We start from the raw sequence: 23846 nt of genomic DNA on the forward strand, positions 1-23846 counted from the left end.
AAATATCCAGTAAAGCTCCAGCAAACAATAATAAGGGCACTAATCTATTTTTTAATTTTTAATTCTAGATTATCTATTCTCTAAAACAAAGGACTCATAAATAAAAACCACAACTAATATTTTTTAGTTGCGGTTTTTACGCATTTAAACTATTTATTTCGAAATCTTTTTATTATAATACATAAAAATACGTTATAATATAAGCTACTGTTCTTTAGGAGGGGTTTAATGGCTGATAAATATAAATTTTTGATTCTCTTTGTTACAGCATTTGTTTCTTTCTTTTCCTTAATAAAAGATTTCCGTAACATTTCAAAAAGTTTCTTTTGGGGGAGCTTTGCAATCCTAACAAGCTTTATATTATTATTAACTCACGCTTTAGAATTAACTCCGATACTTCTCTATTCAGCTCAGATGGCTCTTGAGATTATTACAATACCACGTAAATTACTTCTTCCATCTGGCACTGAAGTTGCTAGTTTTTGCTAGCAATTCGTGTATCTTAAAAAATCCGACTTTATATTTCTAATTATCTTTACAAACATAAAAATGCGGTTTCTCCGTTCTAGAGAAACCGCACTATATTAAATTTACATTAGGCAATGCATATTACTGGTTAAACGGTATCCTAACTGGCGGGTTCCTTATATCCTTAATTATCAACATAAAAGATATTATCACGAAAAACTACACAACTTCTGACTCGAATTAAGGAGCCTCCTATGCTTCCTTTTTCTATGTAAAATAAAAAAGCAGCTATTAGGCTACTTAAAGTTTGTCTTATCACCAAATAAAATGATATATATATTCTCCCGTTTTACTTTCATCAACTCCTGCAACCCTAGCAAATCTCATCATGTCAGCACCCTGAAGGAAATACATCTTTAGCATAACTGGCACCCGTGACCACATAAATCGATAAAGCTCATTTACTCTTTTCCTAGTCGTAACAATTAAATCATTCGCAGGTCCATTAATCCATGCAGTTGTCCTAACTGAAGTAAACGGAAGATCTATCCCATTAACAACTATTCTGCCATACTTTGTGTTATATCCACATCGATCCCCTCATTCCAAGAATCAAATCTGTTTCCCATATTTACATAAGTATTCTTAGCTATAAGAAATGTTTAAAGAGAATTTCTTTTTATTTTTATGGACTTCCACAAAATCACCTCAAAAGAACCTTATTTTATAAAATCCAAAAAGAAAACTAATTTATGCAGGGAAATTAATATTTCATACATCGCGGGTTTTCAGCAACTAATCACAATTACTTCCTGCATAATTTTAACCTGGTTAATTACCTGCACTTTTTATTTAATACATGCTCAAACAACTTAAGTTTTATATTTCAATTTGTTTAAAACGTATCTCATAATTCTTATCGTCACCTTTCATTTTAGGAAAAAGAACAACACATCCAGCTTGATCCTGTTCTTCTTGATTCTTCATCCGGATGCACAATGCTTTGTAGTTTTTCAGCTCTTTCATCACAAGTCTTCGTATCTCTCCTTCTCATCGATGTCTTCGAAAAATGACAATTGATTGATTCATACGATACGGTTCCCCTCCGTTCGATCTACTCTGCTGAACTTTTACTTCATTTCCTTTTTACATTATTCAAGAAAATCGATGTCTTCTTGAGTCTGCACTCTCGTAGAAAGTAATTCCATTACATCGTCTTCTGTGTTATAAACACGAATTGTTCTTTCCTTGAACTCCATCCCTAACATCCCATCATCACCTAAAAGCTTTACGTTACCTTCCATTCTTTTAACCTAGCTTTCTTTTCAAAGGATTATTTTGTTAAAAAATGTTCTACAAACATTACTTCATGGATTATTTTCACTGCCGCCTATTGTAAGTCGATCTTTTATACAATTGAAGCTATCCTCCAATACTACAAATGGGCAATTTAGTTTGAATTCTATATATTGTTTTTAATATGTCATCATAATCTCGCTCTCTATCAATAAATTACCATCAAAATTACTGGTATTCACTTGGCATAAATAACAATTTTTCTAAATATATTGAAAAAATTGTATTTTCTATACTATCATTTACTTGTAAGGAAAATACAGGAAAAGGTGGGATATTCATGTTTAATCTAAAACGTTTTAACTTCAACAAATTTGTAGCATCTCTATTAGTGGTAATTTTATTTACCATACTACCCTTAGAAGCTCCAACAAAAGCGGCCACAATAACCGAAGCACCACAAGAACAACTCCAACAAATCGCTAACAATATTACCGAAGAACAATTTAATAATAGTTTAGAAGCTATACGTAATGGCCTTTACTCTGAAAATGATGTATACAAATTTGATAGAGAAAAAGCAGGAACTACACTTACTCCAGAACAACTTAATAATTTAGAAACATTTTTTTCACAACAACCACAAAATGTTATGAAGGACATTTACGAAGGAGCAAACAATCCTGATGAACCTGTATCACTTAATACTTTAACTGATACAGTTGCTCCAGATGGCATTCAACATGTCGTACCAATTGTACTTGTATTTACTTTTAAAGGATTAGTTGCAGCTGCCTCTGCTGTTGCTGCTTTTGTAGGAGCTACTATCGCTGCATTAATAGTAGCTGACCTATATAAACTCGCAGTAGCTGGTTACTGCCAGAAATACAAAAAGTATAGTCAGATTAAAAGAGTTTGCAACACTTTAGGTTTTAAATAATACTAAAAAGGGAGGTAACATATGAAAGACCCTGTATTGGTATTGATAGTCATACTTATAGTCGCTTTAGTCATAACCACGTTGAGTCTGACTGTAGTTTTTTCATATTTTAAAAAGAAATAGAGTCCCAAATGGAGCTCTATTTCTTTTTTATTCCCCCCAATTACTATTAAAATAGCGTTTTTGTTTCAAATGAGAATCTTATTAATTTGAACGTATTTACCAGTGTTTTTACCAAAAAATTCATGATATCGTTAATTAGTTGACGATTACCCTTAGGAACCCCGCAGACAATCGGGGTTTCTTTTACTTAAATGAGAATTTTATTAAAAACTTACATATATATTTTTTTCGTTATATAATTAAAGCATCGATATATTAGGAGTGTTAATTATGTCAGGAACGATAATAATTTTGTTATACATTTGTTTCGGATTAAGTGCAGTTTTCAGCTTAATAAAAGAATTGAAAAAGCCACAGAAAAACCAGTTCTTGATTTTAGTTGATTCTCTAATTTTGCTAGGAGCCTTAATCCTATTAGGTAGTATCTTCATCTAAATTACATAACTAGAACTCCAGTTGGGAGTGGGGCAGTTAGCGAAAGCTAACTACTTTTTATAAATTAACTATTTTGTTTAAATTCACCTTAATTCACATCATTTTTTCTTAACATTCGAATTAATAACTATATAATATAATTAAGCTATTTGCATGAGAGGTGATTATTATAAACTGGAAACAAAAATACAATCCAAAATATCTCTTTTACCGCATGTACAGTTATATTTATAAAGCCCTTGATGATATATCATGGTCCTTAAAATAATTTAGATTGTTATGAGTACACATATTTTGTGTACTCTTTTCACATTTCTATAAAATAACGCTGCCATTTCAAAGTTATATTGTTTTAAATTATCTATTCTATTTCTCTTTTCTTGTTCATATGCCGAGTTGTTTATTCATAAATTAAAAATAATTGACATAACTGAATGGAGGCTAACTATGTCTTTTTCAAATATTATTAAATACGGACGCGTTCCCCTCTTTAATTCTAACTTCCCTTTGATTTTATTTTGGAGTCAAAAAAGTGGCTGTACCTCTCTTGCACATTGGTTTTTTTATCAAATAAATTTATTTAAAGAAGCCATAAAATACGATTCTTTCATCCATAATTATGAAAATAAAATATACAAAAATTCCTCGGACTACTTTATTGAACTAGCTGCGGCTTTATATACCAACGGAAAAGATTCCTATAAATTAGTGAGAAACCCCTATACAAGAGCTGTAAGTTCATTCTTCTCACTAATTGCCCCCCCTCACATAGTAAACCCAGCATGGAATCCTATTCGGAATTTTTATTATGGTAATGAATTTTGTAATAAGCCTATTTCATTTAAAATCTTTCTCTACTACTTAAAAGAGCAAATGATAGATTTAGAACAAGTAGATCCACATTTAATGCAGCAATATGAACCAGGTGAGGAAGAGTTTGTTACAAAGTATATCTACCTTGAAAATTTCTCTACTGAAATTGCGCACTTAGAACAAACATATCAATTAAAAACTTCTCCTTTACACATACTAACCAAATCATGGCATCATCAAAAGGACAGGGCGATTTTTAGAGGTGATTTTGCAGATGCTGATATTACCGATCCTTTATTCCCACGCCTCCCAACATACGATAGTTTTTATGATCATGAAACTATCCAATTAGCACAAGATATTTTTAATAAAGATTTTAGCACGTACAATTACCCATTAACTCCTTTAAAAAACAAGTGATTTTCTAATTGTAGTTTCATATATTATAGAGAAACTTAAATTCACCTATTTAAGTTTCCTCATAAAACTCTCGTAGTAAGTTGAGGCACTGGAAACAGTGTCTTTTTTTGATAAAATTCAAATTGTATTATTTACAAAAATATTATTATATATAAATATAAAGTGAAATAATCATTAAGGTTGTCTTCATTCTCTCTATTTATTCCACTGCCGTTGTATAATCAAAGTTCAATTATTTCACTATTAAATAAAAAAAATTCGATTTCCAAACGATTAGTCTCAATTGTTGAAAAAACAATTGAAGCATTATAATAACAGAAAATTATAACACCCACTGATAAAGCAATACTTGGTCAAGCGTATTACGGACTGTGATTTAGTTGTTAGCATCAAAAAGCTACATGAGGTTGCCGCAGGGAATTTCATGATATTTTTAAGGCTTATTTAATAAAATCTGAATTTAAAAAATTCAATTTCATAGTTTACGTCATAATCACGCAACACTTTTGGAATAATTTTAAAATCCAAAAATTACAAGTGAACGATTGAATCATAAAGGTGTTTTCATAACCTTACGCATGTTTTACCTTGGATGCAAGAATACGCAGTTCAAAAATTTAGTGAACAACTATTTGGATAATAATGTTTACAAATATAAAAATGCGGTTTCTCCTTCCTGGAGAAACCGCACCATATTAAAGTTTTTATTAGATTTTGAACTGACTCGTATACAGATCAAAGTAAAACCCTCTATCTTCCATAAGAGATTCGTGATTCCCTCTTTCAAAAATACTTCCATCTTTTATAACAAGGATTTGATCTGCTTTTTCAATCGTTTTCAGTCGATGAGCGATTACAAAACTTGTTCGACCTTTCATTAAATGATTTAGTCCTTCTTGAATTTGTAATTCTGTTCTTGTATCAATATTAGATGTTGCTTCATCAAGAATTAGTATATCTGCATCTGCTAAAATTGCTCGTGCAATCGCAAGAAGTTGTTTTTGCCCTTGACTTAAATTCGATCCTTCTGAAGCAATTTTTGTTTCATATTGATTCGGTAAATGCCTTATAAAAGAATGTGCAGATGCTGCCTTAGCTGCACTGATTACCTCTTCATCACTTGCATCTAGTCGACCATAACGGATATTTTCCATAATCGTCCCAGCAAATAAATACGTATCTTGTAAAACTACTCCTATTTTACTTCGCAACGAATTCATTTCATAATCTTTTATACTTTTTCCATCGATATGAATTTTCCCTTGCTGTATATCGTAAAAACGAGTTAACAAATTAATAATTGTTGTTTTGCCCGATCCAGTGGGACCAACTAAAGCAATTGTCTCCCCTGGCTGCGCCTTAAGACTCACTTCTTTTAAAATCGTTTTATTTCCCTCATAACCAAATGAAACATTCTCAAGTGCAACATGCCCTTGTAAATTTTGTACAACGAACGCATCTTTTTTATTTTGAATTTCCGGTACTTCATCCATAATTTCAAAGACACGCTCTCCACCAGCAACTGCCGCTTGAATCGTGTTCATTAAAGTTGCGAATTGACTGAGTGGTCTTGAGAATTGACGGGAATAATTAATAAAAGCCGCAATGACACCTACTGTTGTCATTCCATTTAAAACCATAATTGATCCAGTCCCAATTACAAGTCCCATACCTAAGTTATTAATAAAGTTCATACTCGGAAAAATAAAAGCTGAAAATGTATCCGCCTTCGTAGCTGAAATTCTTAGCTGTTCATTAATTTTATCGAAATTTTGTACGGTTTCCTTTTCTTTCCCGTATAACGTTGTAACATCCGCTCCGGTTATAGCTTCCTCAATAAAACCATTTAATTCTCCTAAATCTTTTTGGCGCTTTGCAAAGTTTTTACCACTATAAGCAACTAGTTTTTTTGTAACGAAAAACATAATAGGTACTGTAACTAAAGTAACAATCGCTAATATCCAATCTAATGCGAACATCGCAATCGTTACACCTATAAAGGTTAATGCTGATGAAATAATTTGTACAACACTTTGTGTCAACGCTTGATTCAAATTATCTATATCATTTGTCACACGACTCATTAAATCCCCTTGCGAACGTACATCAAAGAACCGTAAAGAAAGCGTTTGGATTTTCTCAAAAATATCTTGTCGTATTTTTTGTATCGTTTTTAATGCAACATTAACCATGACAAATGTTTGTAACCAAGTTAACAATACTGTTACACCGTAAATCGCGATAAGTAACAAACACATTCTTGCCGTACCGCTTAAATCTTTCGGTACAATATATTGATCTATAATTACTCCCATTAAATACGGACCTAACAGCCCAAGTAACGTCGTAACAAATACTAAAAACATAACGAACGTAAGAGCAGCCTTTTGGTACCCCATATAGTTCCATACTCTCATTACAGTTCCTTTCGTATTTTTAGCTTTACCCACCTTAGACGCGTTACGCCCACCTTTATTAGCAAATTGTCCTTGAAAATTACGCATGTTCTTTCCCACCTTCTTTATTTAAATTACCACCTTGGGAAAGATAAATTTCTTGATATACCTCACATTGTTCTAACAGTTCTTTATGTGTACCATCACCAACTAATTCACCGTTATCTAAAACGAGAATTTTATCAGCATCTATTATAGATGAGATTTTAGAGGCGATTAATAATGTTGTTGTTCCTTTATATTCTGTTCTTAATGCCGATTGAATGTTAGATTCTGATTTCGCATCAACTGCTGATGTAGAATCATCTAATATAAGAATGGATGGCTTTCTCACAAGCGCCCTTGCAATTGAAACACGTTGTTTTTGTCCACCTGATAAATTCGTCGCACCTTGTGTTAAATGATATTGATATGAATCTTCCAACTTGCTTATAAACTCAGTCGCACAAGCTGATGAAGCCGCTACTTCCAGTTCGTCATTCGTTGCATCTTCTTTACCATAACGTAAGTTCTCTTCTATGCTACCCGAAAACAACAATGCCTTTTGAGGTACAAACCCAATTGAAGCACGAAGTTTTTGTAAATCGTATGCTCTAACATTGATTCCATCAATGCATATTTCACCTTGATCAACATCGTATAAACGCGGTAATAGTTTTGCTAAAGTAGTTTTACCACTTCCTGTAGAACCAATAATTCCTACTTTTTCACCTTTACATATGTTAAATGAAATATCTTTTAAAACATATTCATTATTTTTCGTGTAACTATAACTAACGTTTTTAAAGTCAATTTGCCCCTCGATTTGCTTAGGTACAACCGCATTTGTTTCGGTCGTAATTTCAACCTCAGTATTTAAAACTTGCTGTACACGATCCGCAGATGGAAATGCTCGCGCGATTTGCATAAATACCATACTTATAGACATAAGTGACATTAAAATAATATTCAAATAGTTTATAAACGCTAATATAGCTCCTACTTGAAGAGTTCCATCAAATACTTTTTCTCCACCAATCCATAGTGTTGCGACAATCCCGCCGCTTACAACTAACATAATGATTGGCATCATTATGGAAATTAGCTGCACCGCTCGAATATTTATCTTCGTTAAATTTGTATTAACATTTCCAAACTGAGTAATTTCATATTTTTGTCTTACATACGCTTTAATAACACGTACTCCAGATAAATTTTCTTGTAGCTTTGTATTCACTTTATCTAATGCTTCTTGCACTTTTTTGAACGTCCCGCTCGCTTTACTTGCAATGAATATAATCGCAAGTAATAAAATTGGAACAACTACAAGTAATATAGGAAATAACTCGCGTGCTGTTACAAAAACAATTATTATACTTCCGATAAATAACAAAGGACCACGAACAAGAACACGTAATGTCATCGTCATCGCCGCTTGAATAGAAGTAATATCATTTGTCACAATCGTTAATAACTTTCCAGTTCCGAACGAATCACGATTTTCGCTAGAAAATGTTTCTATTTTCGCAAACACATCTTTTCGTATGTCAGTAGCGAAATTAACAGCTGCTTTTGTAGAATACATCATACACCCAAGTCCTCCAACTAAACCGAGTGCTGCTGCTCCTATCATAAGAAGCCCCATCTTTATTACATAATTCAAATCCCGATTTGCTATCCCAACATCAATAATATGTTGCATAATAGTCGGTTGAATTAAGTCCATCGCAACCTCAAGTACCATAAATAGCGGTCCAATTATAGCGAAGAACATGTATGGTTTTAAATACTGTAATAACTTACGAAATGATTTCATACATAATCTCCTTTTCCCATGAAATTACCACTGAATAATTCATATCCCTCCTTATTTAAGTGATATAGTTTGTAATTTCTTTCTTATTCCTATTATATTATGTAAATTAATATTTAACATTATTAAATGATACGCATTAATGACTTTTCGGTCAATAAATGTGCTTTATATTACACAATTAGAAAAACCGTATTCTTAAATTGAAAGAATACGGTTTTTATCTATATGAGTTAAACTACAAAATTTATTCTCAAATTCATATTTTCAGGTAAACTTCAAATATATAAACCTATTTAAATAGTATTTATACTTATATACTCCCCCTCAAAAATATCTATATAAACATTTAAAACTCCGTTAACACTGGGAATTTTAATCCTTTAAATTCTAACTCTTTATTACTTCGAACCATTAAACACTTACTTGACTGTAATTCTGTAAATTGTACATCCTCAATCCCTAATTGATCTGGTGAGAAGTAAAATTCGATTTCTGTAAATCTTTCAGCGATTTCCCCGCATATTTCATCTAAAACTGGAATTACTGGTGCAAACACTCCATATAATTTCAACTTTTTATTATCTACTTCATACACAATTAGAGCATCTAGTTTCTCTGAATAATACAATTTCTCATTCCATTCCGAATCATACATATTCAAATAAAACGAAGGATGGAAGTTTAATGTTGAAAAATTATTTGAAAGTCTTTGGCTACTATCAATAGTTTCATGTATTAACTTTCTATCCTCTTCCATATAATAATCTAACTTTCTAAGTAAGGAATCATTATTATTCTTTTTATCATATAGAATAGTCATCAAATATTCCTGCACGACTTTAAATCCAAATGATTCATATAGTTCAGGTTTTTCTGTAAACAATAATGTACATTCACATTTCTTATCGATTTCTTCTATCATTTTATTCATTAATTGTGTCATGAATCCTTGTCTACGAAAATTAGGGTGAGTCATTACCGATTGAATTCCCGCTGCATTTATTCTTTCACCATTTACTAGCAATGGTAGCGAAAATGCCGCAACATTTGCAACCGCTTTGTCGTCATGTAAAAATGATAAAGCTTTGTATGTATTATCCCAATAACCTCTCTCTGAAAAATCATTCAATGTTTGAATTGAAATCCCAAACACTTCTTCAAATAAAGGAAATAACTGCTCTCTTTTCGGTTCTTCTAAAAGAAGTTTTTCAAAATTTTCAACATTCCCCATGTAGTCCCTCCATACGTTAATTCCATCAAATTAGATTTAGTTATATAACCTGCTCTTAATGTAATAGGTCTTACCAATCAATATACTAACATAAAACATAAAAAAATAGTCTAATTAATTTTATGTTTCGACTATTTGAAAATAAGTCGAATAAAACAATATTAAGATTTTTGAATATTAATAAGTTTATTATATAAAAATAGTGCTTTCTAAGTCGTTTTTACTAATAGAAATGCACCATTTATAAAAAATATTTTTTTATTATTTTTTTCCTTCTAGTCTCTCCTGCGTGTTAATTTCTTCTCCCCTCATTCGCTTTTCAAACGTTAGTCTCCAACTTGTAGAAAGTGCATGAACATCTAAAACCCTTTTTAATCCTTCTATATTTTGTTTTTCCTTATGCATGATACGATTAGCAAATGCTACTGTAACACCTTTCGGATCAGACTTTATTAACTTTAATGTATCAACAGGTGATACCCATCCTTCTTCTAATACCCGAAAATAAAACCCTGTATATCCTGTTTCTTGAAAATATAATGGTAACTTTGGAATATTGTATTTCTTAGCTAATTTAAAACATGGTTGCCTTGGCTGCGTTACTTGTACAATTGCTTCTCCAATTTGAAATGTATCACCAATACAAACATCCTCTTCACGCATATCACTAATTGTTATATTTTCTCCGAATGCTCCATATACAAGATCTTGATTCAACTCTTTTTCCCAATATCCATAATGTTCTCCCGAATATACGCACACCGCTTTATCTACTCCGCCATGATGCACTAAATCCGCCTGGCCATCCCCATTAAATTTTACAAAGGATAAAAACACCGCTTCCTTTACTTGTTTTTTATTTATGCCTGTATGAATTACCTTTCCGCCGTATGTAACCTCTTTTGGTAACCCTATATTTAAAGATAATAATTGATATTCATTTTTCATTCTATTTCCTCCTTTAAAGGTGTCACATGAATTTCTCTCTCGATTTATTTTCACAACTATCTCTGTTATATATAGTTGATTATAAAACCCGAAAAATCATTGTTCAATCCAATTATTTATATAATAATGATAGGTATAACCTATCATTAAACTTGAGGTGATCCCCATCGAATTACGACAACTTGAATATTTTTTAGCTGTTACAAAAGAATTACATTTCACAAAAGCAGCTGAGAAATTAAATATTTCACAGCCTTCTCTAAGTCAGCAAATACGTGCATTAGAACATGAAGTTGGAATGCCACTTTTCGATCGCATTGGTAAAAAAATATCTTTAACTAACGCCGGAAGGATTTTATTATTACATAGTAAAACCATTTTTCATGAAGTCGAACAAGCTCGTTCTGCTATTCAAGATTTAAACGGGTTACAGCAAGGTTCCTTAACAATAGGATCATTGTTAACCGTCGTAAATTATTTACTACCACCCGCTATTTTAAATTTCAATCAATTATATCCCAATATAGAACTCTCTGTATTAGGGCTTCGTACAGGAGATATTCGCGAAAAATTATTACAAAATGAACTTGATATTGGCATTACATTTCTCCCGATGCAAGATAAAGAGATTATTTCTATCCCTCTATATAAAAGCGAACTTACATTAGTCGTACCAACCGGTCATCAATTAGCTGAACGTAATCATGTATCTATTGCTGAATTACAGAACTACCCTTTAATTCTATTACCTAAAAATTTCTTTTTAACCGAACTAATTACATCTCATTGTCACAAATTCAATTTTATACCAAAACCAATTTTAGAAATTAGTACGATGGAATCTTTAATCCAAATGGTTTCAAAAGGAATGGGAATTACAGTGTTACCAAAACCGTATATAGACTTTTTACAAAATAAAAACATTCAAGCTATTAAAATAGAAAATCCTACTCCAACAATAGAAATTGGGCTTATTTATAGAAAAAATAAATATATGTGTGCTGCAACCCGAGAATTTATTGAACAACTAAAAAGAACAGTACGTTCTTTACAAAGCTAAACGAACAAAAGAGATTATCCTATAAAATCGCTTCACAACGACCTAGTAGAATAATCTCTTTTCAAAATAAAACATCATATTAAGATTCATATAGATTTCAATGTACCTTTTTAGATATTGGAATATATTTCGTGAAATATGCTCCAACTAGCAATAATACGATTGAAATGAACCAAATAAAAATCCCTCCAAAGTTAAACCAATATGCAAACAAATTCAAGATTGCTAGTGTAAAGAAACAAATTGAAGTTAACGCACTCTTCAATCCTTTTATCCCTGCTTTTTTTCTTTTTTCATAAGTAATATACATTGAAACGGCAACAAATAAGATAAGAACAATCGGTAATATAATTTTTAACAATGGCATTCCCTCCCGTATATACACCTTACTATTACCATTTTATCTCATTTATTCTTTTGGAATCAATTCATTATGCTCTTCTCTCCAAAAGTCAGCATACGTTTTATTTTTAAATTTCACATTCACCTCAGAAAAAGATAAACTTTCTCCAACTTTCAATGAGTACCAGTCGTTGAAAAGTGGAGATCCAAAACAAATATTCATTGTATGATTATGTAAATCAAATAAGACAGAATGCAAAGTTCCAAACCACTCTTCATAATTATGTACTGTCAGCCCAGTAGGATATTCTTTTTCTACTAATCCTTTTAAAGATTCCATACTCACTTGTTCATTTCGATTTAAATGATCATACAATGTGTGATATCTGTTTGTAGATTGTTCTAATCTCCTACTATTTAATTTTTGAATAGGTAAACTAATCGCATGGTTTGTTGATACGATAAAATCTTGGTTTTCCTCATTGATTGTGGTTATGGATTTATACCCGTCAAATATTTCAATTCTTGCTGCGTCTAAAGGATCCGCTACAATTAGATTAATATTACTTGCAATTGGCATTTCAACTATAAGTGATTTCGCCTCCTGCACATTTTTACATTTCTCTAATATTACTCGAATTACCGTAAAACATTGTAAACCACTTAACACTGGCTTTCTTAAACCTGCAATATTTCCTACCGGTTGACCACATGCTGAAAATGTAACGGATAACCCATGCTCATTAACACCCTCTGTTCGGCCAAAATAAAAAGTAGAAAAGCCACTATGAGCATATGCACCTTCAACATGCGTTGAGCAAAAACGCATATCATCTATTTTGGGCGACAAATCATAATTTCTTAATACATATGTGTGTTTTGAATCTGTCTTTTTAGGTAATAGGACACAATGACTACATCCAGCCTTTAATAAATTTTGATAATAATACATCATATGTTTAGAAGGAATTTTCAACACTTCACAAAAACCTTCAATTTCTTCATTAACTCCAGGACAATATTGATTTAATATATTTCTAGATTCTGCCCAAAAGTTTTCTGATACTAAATGATTTAATTGTATAAATTGTGGGATGAGATACGAATGATTTTTCACAAACTCTCCTTGTTGCTTTCCGATATCATAATGACTTCCTTTTAATGATGAAAAATACCCCTTTACTTCATACATCACATTTCCCCCTCACATTGAATATATCCATATCATACCAAATGAAATTTAATCATTCTTGATGTTTTTTACTGTCATTCAAATCAAATGTGGCTGGGATAAAATAAAAACTAGGAAACTGTAATCATTAACAGTTTCCTAGTTTTCTTAATACTAAATGATTCCCTCTTCCACCAACGTTTCTGCAATTTGAACTGAGTTCCAAGCGGCCCCTTTTAATAAATTATCGGAAACGATCCAAAGATGGAAACCTTTTGGTGTATCAGGGTCTTTTCTAATTCTCCCGACAAATGTATCTATTTTACCTTCTGCATATAATGGCATTGGATACAACTGTTCACTAGGATTATCTTGTAATATAACACCTGATGCATCCAGCAGTACTGCTCTTATTTCTGCAACAGTTGCTTCTTTTTCAAGTTCAATATAAACCGATTCTGAATGCCCTGAAACAACTGGAACACGCACACAAGTAGCTGCCATTTTTAAATTGGGATCTTCCAAAATTTTCTTCGTTTCTTGAATCATTTTTACTTCTTCAAATGTGAAATCATTATCTGTGAATATATCTACTTGTGGCAGTACATTAAACGCAATTGGATAATGCTTTTTATCTTTCTTCACAGGTAATATAGTACCCTTAACCTCTTCACCTGCAAGCATTGACTTAGCCTGTTCTTTTAATTCTTGAATCGCATGAATTCCTGATCCTGATACAGCTTGATACGTTGAAACGATAATTCGTTCTAAACCAAATGATTTTCGTATTGGCTGAAGAGCTGTTACCATCTGTAATGCTGAACAATTCGGAACTGCAATGATACCGTTATGCTCCTTTAAAGTGTGCGCATTTACTTCTGGAACAACGAGCGGTACATCGTGAGCCATTCGGTATTCACTCGTGTTGTCAATTACGATTGCACCACTAGACACTGCATGATTAACAAATCGTTTTGAAACTTCTCCTCCAGCGCTAAAAAAGGCAATATCTACACCTTCAAAACTAGTTGTTTTTGCCTCTTGTATCATTATCTCTCGTCCTTGAAACTGCACTACCTTACCAGCGGATCGTTTTGACGAAAGCAATGTAACTTCAACTATATTAAAATTAGTTTCTTTCTCTAACAGTTCAATAATTTTCTGTCCAACTGCACCTGTAGCACCCACAACAGCTACATGATAGCCCTTTTCAATCATCTTTTCTCCTCCAATATCACTTAAATGAATATTTTTACAATTTTATTTTATAAAGAATTTAACCATTTGGAAAATTGAAATACGTGATATAATCATTCACAAATCATGATAATAAAAGAGGAATCACTTATGGAAATGAGACATGTTAAAACTTTTTGTGCCATCGTTAAATATGGTAGTTTTTCTAAAGCTGCTCATGCATTAGGTTATGCGCAATCTACTGTAACAGCGCATATGAAAGCATTAGAAAACGATTTACACCTCCCTCTTTTTGATCGATTAGGGAAAAAAGTACTTCTTACAAAAGCAGGTCATCAATTTCATCCTTATTCTCTAGAATTACTAGCTATTTATGAAAAAGCGCAAGAAATCCCTCAAAATGGTGATGATTTAGAGGGAACATTAAGTATTACATCTAACGAATCATTAGCAGTGTACCGATTACCAAAATTATTACGTATGTACAAACAGGAGAATCCGAAAGTAAATATCGTACTGGAAACAACTACAAACGAACAAGCAATGAATAAGCTACGTGAAGGAGAATCAGATGTAATTTTTATAATTGGAGAAAGTATGGAACATAATGATTTTATTACGCGTACTTTTTGTAATGAATCATTTGGCTGGATTTTACCTCCCCAATACTCTACACACTCTAATCCATTTTGTTTATTAAAGGATACCCAGTTTATCTTTACAGAGCAATGCTGTGGCTATAGACCAATGGTAGATCGTTTTTTATGTCAAAGCGGGAATATTCCAGCTAAAACATTTGAAACTTCCAACGTTGAAGTCATTAAACAATCTGTCATGTGTGAGTTAGGAATTTCAATTCTTCCTTACATCGTTGTACAAGAAAGTTGTCAAAAAGAGCAACTCTATTTTCAGCCTATCGAAACGCCAACAGTTATTCAAAGCCATGTAATCTATCATAAATCCAGATGGATTTCACCCGTTTTACAATCGTTTCTTTCCTTACTAGAGAAAAACTAAAAAGTGCACAAAAAAAGAGTAATTGTCTAAAAAGCAATTACTCTCCTCCAATATTATCTTATTTAGTAGCCTGTCCCCCGCCTGCAATTAATTTACTACCTGAATATGTACCTTTTTGCATAAACACTTGATTAATTAATTCTTTTTGTTCCGCTTCTGACATTACTCCTTTTCCTTCGCCTAAATTCCCGCTTTGTAATTTCCAAATCTTATTGTGATCCGCATCCATCTTTTCATATCTCCCTTGTTTCCATCTCTCTAAAATGTCTGCATATGTATTTCCTTGTACTAAATCATTACTCTTTACAATATCAAGTAAACTTTCAATACGTTCTTGTGTGATAAAAATATAGCCCCATTTTTGATCAGCTTTCGTTTTTTGATGAGCCATTTCATGTAATGCTGTCTGTATGTTCTCATCTGTCCACTTGAAGTTTTTATTAAAGCCGCTATTTGGCAATGAATGATTTCCATTTTCTAAAAGTTTTGCATCTTCAGCTTTTACATTACTATCAGCCAGTACCTCTGCTGCTGGAGCGGCTGGTGATGCCTTTTTCGCAGCTGGTTTACTATTATTCAAAAAATACAGCATGCCATATGTTACACCTACTCCGATTACCGCCATACCAGCTATTATACTTATTATTTTAAATAATGTTTTCATCTTGCTTGTTTCCTCCCACATATCCCATTTCATATTTTCTATTTCCTGAACCACATATGTATTTCCTTATATTATATTTCTTTCCTTTATAAATTGAAAGATTATTCTGTAAAAATAACCCATCTATTTCAAATACAAATCCACCTCTAAGCATTTCGTTTTAACTTTATAAAAATATATGCTAGCCTACATATAAAGGAGATGAATAAATATGAGTTTATTGTATAGCGGTTTAACTTTTTTGAACTTTGACGATACATATTCATTACAAAATAAACTTCGTTCTTATTCACATGAAGATATTGATTTTAGTCATATAGAGCACTCAAACCTGTATTGCGAGACTTCTTCTTTAATGCGGATAAAACAGGAGTTATATCGTAGAAAGCAAAAAGGAATTACTTTTATCGGTTCTGGAAATTATCATTATGTATCTTATTTACTACTAAAAGAAATAGATGAGCCATTTAGCCTTATTTTATTTGATCATCACACTGACATGAACTTAAAAGAAGAAAATGAACAAACTCTTATTTCTTGCGGCTCATGGGTATCATTCGCTCTTGAAAATAACCCGAAATTAAAGAAAGTAATTATGATTGGGCCTTCTTCTTTAACAATACATTCTAATGATCATTCATGCGTAGAAGTGTTCCCGATAGATACGTCAAATGAAGTATCTACTCATACAATACTTTCGCATATTCATACAAACACTATATATGTAAGCATTGATAAAGATGTTTTAGATTCAAAAATAGCTATTACAAATTGGGATCAAGGACATATGAAACTCTCTACACTTTTAAAATATATTCATGTTATTATTAGAGATAAAAATGTCTATGGTATTGATATTTGTGGTGAACTACCGGTTTATCCTTCTCAGCTCTTTCTAGTTAAATATACAAATGCCATTAAGAAAAATGAAGAAGCAAACTTACAAATTTTAAAATCAATTTATAATACATAAAAAATAACGAGCACCTTATAAAGCACTCGTTGTTTTTATGCACGTTGTTCTTTTAACCACTTCGTAATCGCATCTAACCTCGAAATATCAAAACGGCTCTCTTCAGACACATTTAAATCGTTTAAACTTTTCACAATTGCTAATTCATTCGATTTTACACTTTTCGCATCAATCATTTTGCAATACCCGTCTGTAACAGCATTTAAATTTTCATAATAACGTTGAAACGATTTTGATATTTGTAAATGTTTTTCAAAGTTTCTTCTTCTTTTTGTCTCGTCAGATTCTTTCCGTTTTCTAAGTTCTTCATCATTCGTATATAAATAAAAATATTGATCAGGAAAACCAATTTCCCTATGTATCAGCTTTTCTTTATAAAAGTTTTCTATTAAAGATAACGGCTGATTAAATACATCAAAATGGAAACACCAATTATAACTAAGTGGCTGATAAATACCACCATCAAGTATTACTAATTCATATTGCTCTGACATCTGCACTGCTATTTTCCAGCGTTCTACTTGCTTTTCAAGATACCATGTTCTATGTTCGTTTTTTGGTCTTTCAAATAATACATTCACTTCAGGTATAATGTATGCACCATAATTTTTTTCTAACTCACGACAAGTGCTGCTCTTACCAACAGCACTCGCTCCCTCAAATGCTATAATCCCCATTGTTTCTCCCACTTTCATTAACTTAGATCTCTTTGTTTTACTTTTCCCTCCCATAACTGTCTCCATAAAACAATTGAAGCGATAGACAGCATGATTGTTGTTATGATACTCCCCTCAATTCCGAACGAGCCTCCATGGAGGAATTCCGATCCGTTTGTTACAGGTTTAAAGAGTGGCGTAGAATACATCGTCATTCCACTTACTGCAAAGCCATAAATATTAAACTGTGCCCAATTCCACAACGAATGCCACGCGCATATCCCCCAAAGACTACTGTCCTTCAAAACATAAAAAGCTGCAAATACACCAACTAATATTATATTCGAAATTGAAAGAATTGTAATACTTGGATTTAGTAAATGAAGAAAACCAAATAAAAAAGAAGTTACAACAATTCCGATCCATATACGGCTTCTAATAGAAAGCACTGGAAATAACCAACCTCGAACAACGATTTCTTCTGTTGCACCTTGTATTAAAAAAGCAACTAAAGATCCCACAATCCCAAGTATAGCGGTTGGCGTGATTTGTTGCATTTGTAGTTGTACATTTCCTGTTAATAAAAGTAGCATGACTGGTATTGAAATGAAAACAAAACCTATTAATGCACCTCTCAAATATTTTCTTATCCATTGATTTCTCCAAAAGCCAATAGATGCAATTGATCTTTTTTCTGCGAATCTAATCCATAAAAAAACAAAAAATATAGCACCGCCAAATGACAATATCATCTCAATATTGCTATAAATCGCCTTCATTAAAAGTGTTTCTGCTTTCGGTAAAAACAACATAAATAACATGAACAATTCACCTAAAGTTAAAAATACAATTGCAAGTATAACAGCAAATATTGGATGAACTTTTTTTCTTCCTTCTTTGGCTGATTCAATTATTTTAAATTGCAATATTCTCGCCTCCTTAACAAATACATCAGCACTATTCTTATACTATATATCGTTTTCCTAACACAAATTTCCAATAAAAACATTCAATGTTTAGCATAAACCCACATTTGGAATAATATATAAATAAAAGAGATGACTTTGTGCGTTTTACTATTATCACCAAGATTATTCACTGGTATTACCAGCACTTGCTATTTCCCACCATTTGTTGTAAGATAGTAATTAAGGTCAATTTAACACTATATTTTCTTTGCATATTATCAAGTATCAATCAGGAACATTTTATACTCCTTATGGATTTTTGATAATATGTGAACTTTTATTTTTCATTCAAATAAGGCCGATCATATTGTAATCTTTTTAAATTTTAGGAGGCATTACCATGACATTAACAGGTAAAGTAAAATGGTTTAACAGCGAAAAAGGTTTCGGTTTCATCGAAGTTGAAGGCGGTAACGACGTATTCGTTCACTTCTCAGCTATCACTGGCGACGGCTTCAAATCTCTTGACGAAGGTCAAGAAGTTAGCTTCGAAGTTGAAGACGGTAACCGTGGACCTCAAGCTAAAAACGTTGTAAAGCTATAATTCAAACAATAAAAAGGTTGTTACCAGCTCGGTTAACAACCTTTTTAATATATAACTAAAATTTTTTACATAAAAGGAGTGGTTATATGTATCGCAATCGAAAGAACGATGTAGCAGAAGTACCACCAGAACAAACACCTGTTTGGGAATGTGAAGCAGAGGATTGTTTAGGATGGATGAGAAAGAACTTTTCATTTGAAGAAGAGCCTAAATGCCCTTTATGTAAAAGTAGCATGAAAAGCGGAGAACGTTTATTACCTAAATTAGGTTAATTTTTACTTAACCCCTCTTTTATAAGAGGGGTTTTTTATTATAAATTTATATTCTCTACATCCGTTCGAACTATAGAATACAATAGCGCATCATGTTGCTTATTTCCTTGATGAATGTATCCCCGTAATAACCCTTCCTTATGAAAGCCTATTTTAGATAACATTTTACAAGAAGTAACATTTTCAGGGTATGTAATAGCTCCGATTCTAAATAAACCTAAATCTTGAAATCCATAATGGATAATTTCTTGTGCCGCTTCTGACGCATACCCATTCCCCCAATAACGAGGATGTAAGTCATATCCAATTTCAGATCGTTTACTCCATAGTTGTAAATTATTTAATCCTATTGTACCTACTAAAGTATTTGTTTCTTTTAATAAAATCCCCCATCGTATTGCTTTTTTCTCGAAGTAATTTTTTGAAAAAGATTCAATCATACGTGAAGCTTGTCCAAACTCTGTAAAAGAATTCATACCGTAATAACATGTCACTTCATCCAATGAAAAAATTTCATATATTTTTTGACAATAAGATTGTTCTATTTCAACTAAACGTAAACGTTCTGTTTCTAATATAGGAAATGCCACAGGATCACTCCTTTCTTTCTACTTATTCATTATAGCAGAAAAAGTATTTATAATTAGGAAAGTCCTCAATGTCCCATTTATCAAATATTTCTAGAAAAGCTTATCCTCTTAATTCAATATGAACTAAGAGTAACCCTTCTTACTTTTGCATGAATAGAAAAAATAAAGAGATAATCAAAGTACTTTGATCATCTCTTTATTCTATATTTTTAAAATGAATTTTTTTCATTTCCATCATTCCGCTCGTAATAATAATATCTAATAATTTCGATTACACACTCACTTTTCCCTTCTAAAATAACACCCTTCTCCATACATTTATGGTAAAATATAGTTAATATCATATTTTATTGTGGAGGTGTAACTGTTCTATGTATATATTCATCGGTTTGTCCCTCTTACTCATATTACTCATTTTTTTATTCGCAAAAAAGTTCGCCCCAAACTCATTTATGATGACTAGTTTTAAAGGCAATAGCTTTAAAACTTTTTCAATCGGCATTTTAATTGCAGCCACTCTTTCTCTTTCATATGGAATCTATCACGCAGCAACATATCAACCTAAACATTTAGATATCACACTACAAAATCAAAACTTTACTGTTTTCGGTAATGTTGGAGAGGTTGGATATTTCTCAGAAGAATTACTAAAAAAAGATACAGAAGTTGAACTATATTTCGCCTCTTGGAAACCAATGCAATTAAATAGTCCAGAAATAATAGTAAACTATCCTTCGGGTAAACAAGAAACCTGGAAACCGAAGATTACATTAATTCCTGCCAATAAATTAAAAGAGCAACATAATATAAAAGAACTCTATCAACTCTCATCATATTCATTTAAAGAATCTGGGAACATAACCTTAACAATTACCGAGAATAATACAACAAATAAAAAGGTCTCAATTCAAGTTAAATAAATAAAATGTATTATTAATTGGACGGTTTATGTAATGTTGCCATTATTTCATTTGCAGTGTTCTTTCCATTTCCAATACACGCACCAATTCCGACACCATAATATGAAGCACCAGCTAAGTATACATTAGGATAAAGATCCGTCATTTTTTCTTGTAATGTTTGAACTGCTTGATTATGTTTTAAATGATATTTTGGCATTAAGTCTTTCCAATTTGTAACTTCAACTACTTCTAGTTCACCTTTAATTCCGAGACTCTTTTCAATATCATATAAAGCGACTCGTACTAATTCTTCTTCACTATAATTTTTAATCGTTTCATATACTGGATTGGTACTCTTATAAAACATTCTTACTAATAGCTTTTGGTTTCCAGATGTATGTTTCCACTTTCGGCTTGTCCATGTACAAGCATCACAATGTAAATCACTATTCTCCGTTACGATAAATCCTGTGCCATCCGCTGGTAATTGTTCATCTAATATGTCAAATCCTAAGTAAATACTTATAAGAGATGAGTTTTTAAATGTATGGAACTGCTCGTTTAACTCATTAGACTGTAATAAAGTTTGTGCAATATCATGCGGAGTTGCTAAAACAACATAATCTGCTTGAATTGATTCATGATTTGCAAAGGAAATTTCATAGCGATCACCTTGTTTCCTTACAGCTGTCGTTATAGCGCCTTTCTTAACTACTGTCTCAGTCAGCACCTCTTCTAAACGATCGATAATCGTAGATAGCCCACCTTTAAATGATACGAACTTTTTGTTTCCTGCTGATTGAAACTGTTTTTTATTCTCTTCAAAACCTTTAATAATACTTCCATATTTATTTTTATAATCCAGTAAATACGGTAATGTCGATGCCATAGTAAGTTCATTCAATTTACCAGAATATACACCTGAAAGCACTGGGGCAATTTGTCTTTCCACTAATTCTTTCCCTAAAAAGCTTTCTAAAAATACAGCAAGTGAAGTATCTTTTGTAAACTCTTTATTTTTCGTTATGAAATCTTTTAAAGCAACAATTTTCCCTTTCGTTGATACTAGCGTACTGCTAAACAACGATTCGACACTCATCGGTATGCCAAAAATAGTGTCAGAAGGAATTGGATGTAAAGTATTATCAGAATATATGTAAGAAATACCCGTTTCGTTATATACCATTTCTTCTTCTAAATTTAAATCTTTTATAAGCGGTAAAACATGTTCATTACGAGCAACGATAGAATCTGCTCCTGATTCCATGATAAAATCTTTTTCTTCTACACTATGGATTTTACCGCCTAAATACTCTTCTTTTTCTACAAGGATTAAATTTAAACCAACATTATAATCCTTTATTAATTTTTCTAAATAAAACATAGTAGAAAGTCCCGTTATACCTCCACCGATAACAACAACTGTTTTCATATGTGCTGCGCTCCTAACCGATACAATTAATAATTCCTTTCTTATTATACCCAAAAGTCCTTATATTCGACTAGCAGCTTGCGCATTCTGTAAGAAATTAGACAATATATTCGAATAGATTTCCGGTTGATCATTGTGCACTAAATGACCAGCAAACGGAATTACAGCAATATGTATATTGTCGTTTAATTGTTTGAACGTTGTAGCAGCTGTAACTTCATCTTCTGAATCTCCCCCAGCTATACAAAGTGTAGGTACTTGAAGATTAGCTACTTCACCAGTTTCACCAAATGGATACCAATCTTTAACTTGCCACGACTCAAGTAATGCTTTCCAATCACTTTTTTCATGAATTTGATTCATATAAGTTACAACTTCTTCATTTTCCATCAATTGCTGATGACACTTCGCTTCATACTCCTGAGACTCCTCCCAATTTTCTCTCTTAATCGGAAAGATACCTGAAAAAGTTAATGTTCTCACTCTATCTGGATATTTTTTTGCAAATAATAAAGCGATTAATCCTCCTAGAGAAACACCAGCTATATGACATCTATCAATTTGCAAATGCACTAACGTATCATGTAAATCCTGTACAGAGCGTAAGAAATAATTCTCCAATGTCCCCCCTGATTTTCCATGTCCTCTTAAATCTGGACGAATGACTTGATAGTTTTTTTCTCGAAAAAATGCTACCTGCTCTTCGAATTCTACTAAACCTGTCATACCTCCAGAATGTAAAAGCACAATTGGTTCTCCTTCACCTGAAATGTTCGTATGTAATATCATTTATTCCCCTCCTTTTCAAATTGAATATTCTATTAATTAACAGTATATAAAATATACATCTGAATTTCCAAATAAAAAAGAACTATAACATTTTCAAATCATGTCATAGTTCTTTTTATTTTAAAAACATAAAGTAATTAATTAATTTGTCTATTTCTTGGCTTAATGCTAATACTTTTTCATGTTGAATTCCGTAATCCGATACTAAATATAAAAGTTCTTCTTTCTTTATTTCAATGACTTTTTCCAATTTCACTAATTCCATGTCGTTTTACTTCTCTCTCCAATACTAAAATGTATGTATTTTAGTATAGCCTATTTACATAATTAGTAAAAGTAAAATG

Annotated in this window: 25 protein-coding genes and 1 pseudogene; 9 read left to right on the top strand and 17 right to left on the bottom strand. The window is 32.0% G+C overall.

Annotated elements, in window-relative coordinates:
- The first annotated feature begins 228 nt into the window (after window positions 1-228).
- A complete protein-coding gene (locus K5S59_RS12180; protein WP_000774120.1) occupies window positions 229-489 on the top strand; it encodes a hypothetical protein in 261 nt (86 codons plus the stop codon).
- Between the two features lie 294 nt (window positions 490-783).
- On the opposite strand, the pseudogene K5S59_RS12185 reads toward K5S59_RS12180, so the two are convergent.
- From K5S59_RS12185 to K5S59_RS12195, 3 genes and pseudogenes are all read right to left on the bottom strand, one after another.
- A pseudogene (locus tag K5S59_RS12185) lies at window positions 784-1097 on the bottom strand (hypothetical protein).
- Between the two features lie 250 nt (window positions 1098-1347).
- Window positions 1348-1497: a hypothetical protein gene (locus K5S59_RS12190; RefSeq protein ID WP_002071722.1), complete on the bottom strand. Its 150-nt coding sequence runs from the start codon at window positions 1495-1497 to the stop codon at window positions 1348-1350.
- 122 nt (window positions 1498-1619) lie between these two features.
- Complete coding sequence (locus K5S59_RS12195; protein ID WP_000398982.1) at window positions 1620-1772, bottom strand: hypothetical protein; 153 nt, start codon at window positions 1770-1772, stop codon at window positions 1620-1622.
- A 332-nt stretch (window positions 1773-2104) separates the two neighbouring features.
- Between K5S59_RS12195 and K5S59_RS12200 the strand changes: the two genes are divergently transcribed.
- Both K5S59_RS12200 and K5S59_RS12205 read left to right on the top strand, forming a co-directional pair.
- Entirely contained in the window at window positions 2105-2704 is a 600-nt protein-coding gene (locus tag K5S59_RS12200; protein ID WP_000482634.1) for a hypothetical protein, read from the top strand.
- A 1005-nt stretch (window positions 2705-3709) separates the two neighbouring features.
- Window positions 3710-4495, top strand: a complete 786-nt coding sequence (locus K5S59_RS12205; protein WP_000010530.1) for a sulfotransferase family 2 domain-containing protein — start codon at window positions 3710-3712, stop codon at window positions 4493-4495.
- Window positions 4496-5202: 707 nt separating this feature from the next.
- Here K5S59_RS12205 and K5S59_RS12210 read toward each other — a convergent pair.
- The 4 genes from K5S59_RS12210 to K5S59_RS12225 all read right to left on the bottom strand — a co-directional run bounded on the left by K5S59_RS12210 (window position 5203) and on the right by K5S59_RS12225 (window position 10925).
- Window positions 5203-6999, bottom strand: coding sequence for an ABC transporter ATP-binding protein (locus tag K5S59_RS12210; protein WP_001243537.1), 1797 nt, complete (start codon window positions 6997-6999; stop codon window positions 5203-5205).
- Window positions 6992-8746, bottom strand: coding sequence for an ABC transporter ATP-binding protein (locus K5S59_RS12215; protein ID WP_000834762.1), 1755 nt, complete (start codon window positions 8744-8746; stop codon window positions 6992-6994). The genes K5S59_RS12210 and K5S59_RS12215 overlap by 8 nt, the downstream gene beginning before the upstream one ends.
- A 346-nt stretch (window positions 8747-9092) precedes the next feature.
- Entirely contained in the window at window positions 9093-9977 is an 885-nt protein-coding gene (locus tag K5S59_RS12220) for a GNAT family N-acetyltransferase (RefSeq protein ID WP_000528685.1), read from the bottom strand.
- A gap of 261 nt (window positions 9978-10238) precedes the next feature.
- Window positions 10239-10925 carry an MOSC domain-containing protein gene (locus tag K5S59_RS12225; RefSeq protein ID WP_000787562.1) on the bottom strand — a complete coding sequence of 229 codons (687 nt, stop codon included), beginning with the start codon at window positions 10923-10925 and terminating at the stop codon, window positions 10239-10241.
- Window positions 10926-11082: 157 nt separating this feature from the next.
- On the opposite strand from K5S59_RS12225, the gene K5S59_RS12230 reads away from it, so the two are divergent.
- Window positions 11083-11985 (top strand): LysR family transcriptional regulator, encoded by a 903-nt coding sequence (locus tag K5S59_RS12230; protein WP_000612257.1) that lies wholly within the window; start codon window positions 11083-11085, stop codon window positions 11983-11985.
- A 97-nt stretch (window positions 11986-12082) separates the two neighbouring features.
- On the opposite strand, the gene K5S59_RS12235 is transcribed toward K5S59_RS12230, so the two are convergent.
- The 3 genes from K5S59_RS12235 to K5S59_RS12245 form a co-directional block, all read right to left on the bottom strand.
- Window positions 12083-12346 (bottom strand): hypothetical protein, encoded by a 264-nt coding sequence (locus K5S59_RS12235; RefSeq protein WP_000912562.1) that lies wholly within the window; start codon window positions 12344-12346, stop codon window positions 12083-12085.
- Between the two features lie 48 nt (window positions 12347-12394).
- Window positions 12395-13519 (bottom strand): C45 family autoproteolytic acyltransferase/hydrolase, encoded by a 1125-nt coding sequence (locus K5S59_RS12240; RefSeq protein WP_000273362.1) that lies wholly within the window; start codon window positions 13517-13519, stop codon window positions 12395-12397.
- 153 nt (window positions 13520-13672) lie between these two features.
- On the bottom strand, window positions 13673-14716 hold the full coding sequence (locus K5S59_RS12245) for an aspartate-semialdehyde dehydrogenase (protein ID WP_000570355.1): 1044 nt from the start codon (window positions 14714-14716) through the stop codon (window positions 13673-13675).
- Between the two features lie 105 nt (window positions 14717-14821).
- Between K5S59_RS12245 and K5S59_RS12250 the strand changes: the two genes are divergently transcribed.
- Complete coding sequence (locus K5S59_RS12250) at window positions 14822-15712, top strand: LysR family transcriptional regulator (protein WP_002071708.1); 891 nt, start codon at window positions 14822-14824, stop codon at window positions 15710-15712.
- Between the two features lie 58 nt (window positions 15713-15770).
- Here the strand turns inward: K5S59_RS12250 and K5S59_RS12255 are convergent, their stop codons facing one another.
- Window positions 15771-16397, bottom strand: a complete 627-nt coding sequence (locus tag K5S59_RS12255) for a PRK06770 family protein (RefSeq protein WP_120451096.1) — start codon at window positions 16395-16397, stop codon at window positions 15771-15773.
- Between the two features lie 190 nt (window positions 16398-16587).
- On the opposite strand from K5S59_RS12255, the gene K5S59_RS12260 reads away from it, so the two are divergent.
- Window positions 16588-17349, top strand: coding sequence for an arginase family protein (locus K5S59_RS12260; RefSeq protein WP_000055493.1), 762 nt, complete (start codon window positions 16588-16590; stop codon window positions 17347-17349).
- A gap of 35 nt (window positions 17350-17384) precedes the next feature.
- On the opposite strand, the gene K5S59_RS12265 is transcribed toward K5S59_RS12260, so the two are convergent.
- Both K5S59_RS12265 and K5S59_RS12270 read right to left on the bottom strand, forming a co-directional pair.
- Window positions 17385-18026, bottom strand: a complete 642-nt coding sequence (locus K5S59_RS12265) for a nucleoside/nucleotide kinase family protein (RefSeq protein ID WP_098872674.1) — start codon at window positions 18024-18026, stop codon at window positions 17385-17387.
- A gap of 17 nt (window positions 18027-18043) precedes the next feature.
- Window positions 18044-18931, bottom strand: coding sequence for a CPBP family intramembrane glutamic endopeptidase (locus K5S59_RS12270; RefSeq protein WP_120450148.1), 888 nt, complete (start codon window positions 18929-18931; stop codon window positions 18044-18046).
- Between the two features lie 382 nt (window positions 18932-19313).
- On the opposite strand from K5S59_RS12270, the gene cspD reads away from it, so the two are divergent.
- Together cspD and K5S59_RS12280 are read left to right on the top strand one after the other, a co-directional pair.
- Window positions 19314-19517, top strand: a complete 204-nt coding sequence (gene cspD / locus K5S59_RS12275) for a cold-shock protein CspD (RefSeq protein ID WP_000176368.1) — start codon at window positions 19314-19316, stop codon at window positions 19515-19517.
- Between the two features lie 86 nt (window positions 19518-19603).
- Window positions 19604-19789 carry a cold-shock protein gene (locus K5S59_RS12280; RefSeq protein ID WP_000286198.1) on the top strand — a complete coding sequence of 62 codons (186 nt, stop codon included), beginning with the start codon at window positions 19604-19606 and terminating at the stop codon, window positions 19787-19789.
- 38 nt (window positions 19790-19827) lie between these two features.
- Here the strand turns inward: K5S59_RS12280 and K5S59_RS12285 are convergent, their stop codons facing one another.
- Complete coding sequence (locus K5S59_RS12285) at window positions 19828-20379, bottom strand: GNAT family N-acetyltransferase (RefSeq protein WP_000885373.1); 552 nt, start codon at window positions 20377-20379, stop codon at window positions 19828-19830.
- 371 nt (window positions 20380-20750) lie between these two features.
- Here K5S59_RS12285 and K5S59_RS12290 point away from each other — a divergent pair, with 371 nt between their 5' ends.
- Window positions 20751-21299, top strand: coding sequence for a hypothetical protein (locus K5S59_RS12290; protein ID WP_000275225.1), 549 nt, complete (start codon window positions 20751-20753; stop codon window positions 21297-21299).
- 13 nt (window positions 21300-21312) lie between these two features.
- Here the strand turns inward: K5S59_RS12290 and K5S59_RS12295 are convergent, their stop codons facing one another.
- The 3 genes from K5S59_RS12295 to K5S59_RS12305 form a co-directional block, all read right to left on the bottom strand.
- Entirely contained in the window at window positions 21313-22713 is a 1401-nt protein-coding gene (locus tag K5S59_RS12295; protein ID WP_000860331.1) for a protoporphyrinogen oxidase, read from the bottom strand.
- A gap of 60 nt (window positions 22714-22773) precedes the next feature.
- The gene (locus K5S59_RS12300) at window positions 22774-23502 is read right to left on the bottom strand and encodes an alpha/beta fold hydrolase (protein WP_000600641.1); all 729 of its coding nucleotides are present in this window, start codon (window positions 23500-23502) and stop codon (window positions 22774-22776) included.
- Window positions 23503-23617: 115 nt separating this feature from the next.
- Entirely contained in the window at window positions 23618-23767 is a 150-nt protein-coding gene (locus K5S59_RS12305) for an aspartyl-phosphate phosphatase Spo0E family protein (protein ID WP_000424361.1), read from the bottom strand.
- Window positions 23768-23846 lie beyond the last annotated feature (79 nt).

This window comes from Bacillus sp. BML-BC051 (assembly GCF_019656175.1).
GTDB classification, from domain to species: domain Bacteria; phylum Bacillota; class Bacilli; order Bacillales; family Bacillaceae_G; genus Bacillus_A; species Bacillus_A mobilis.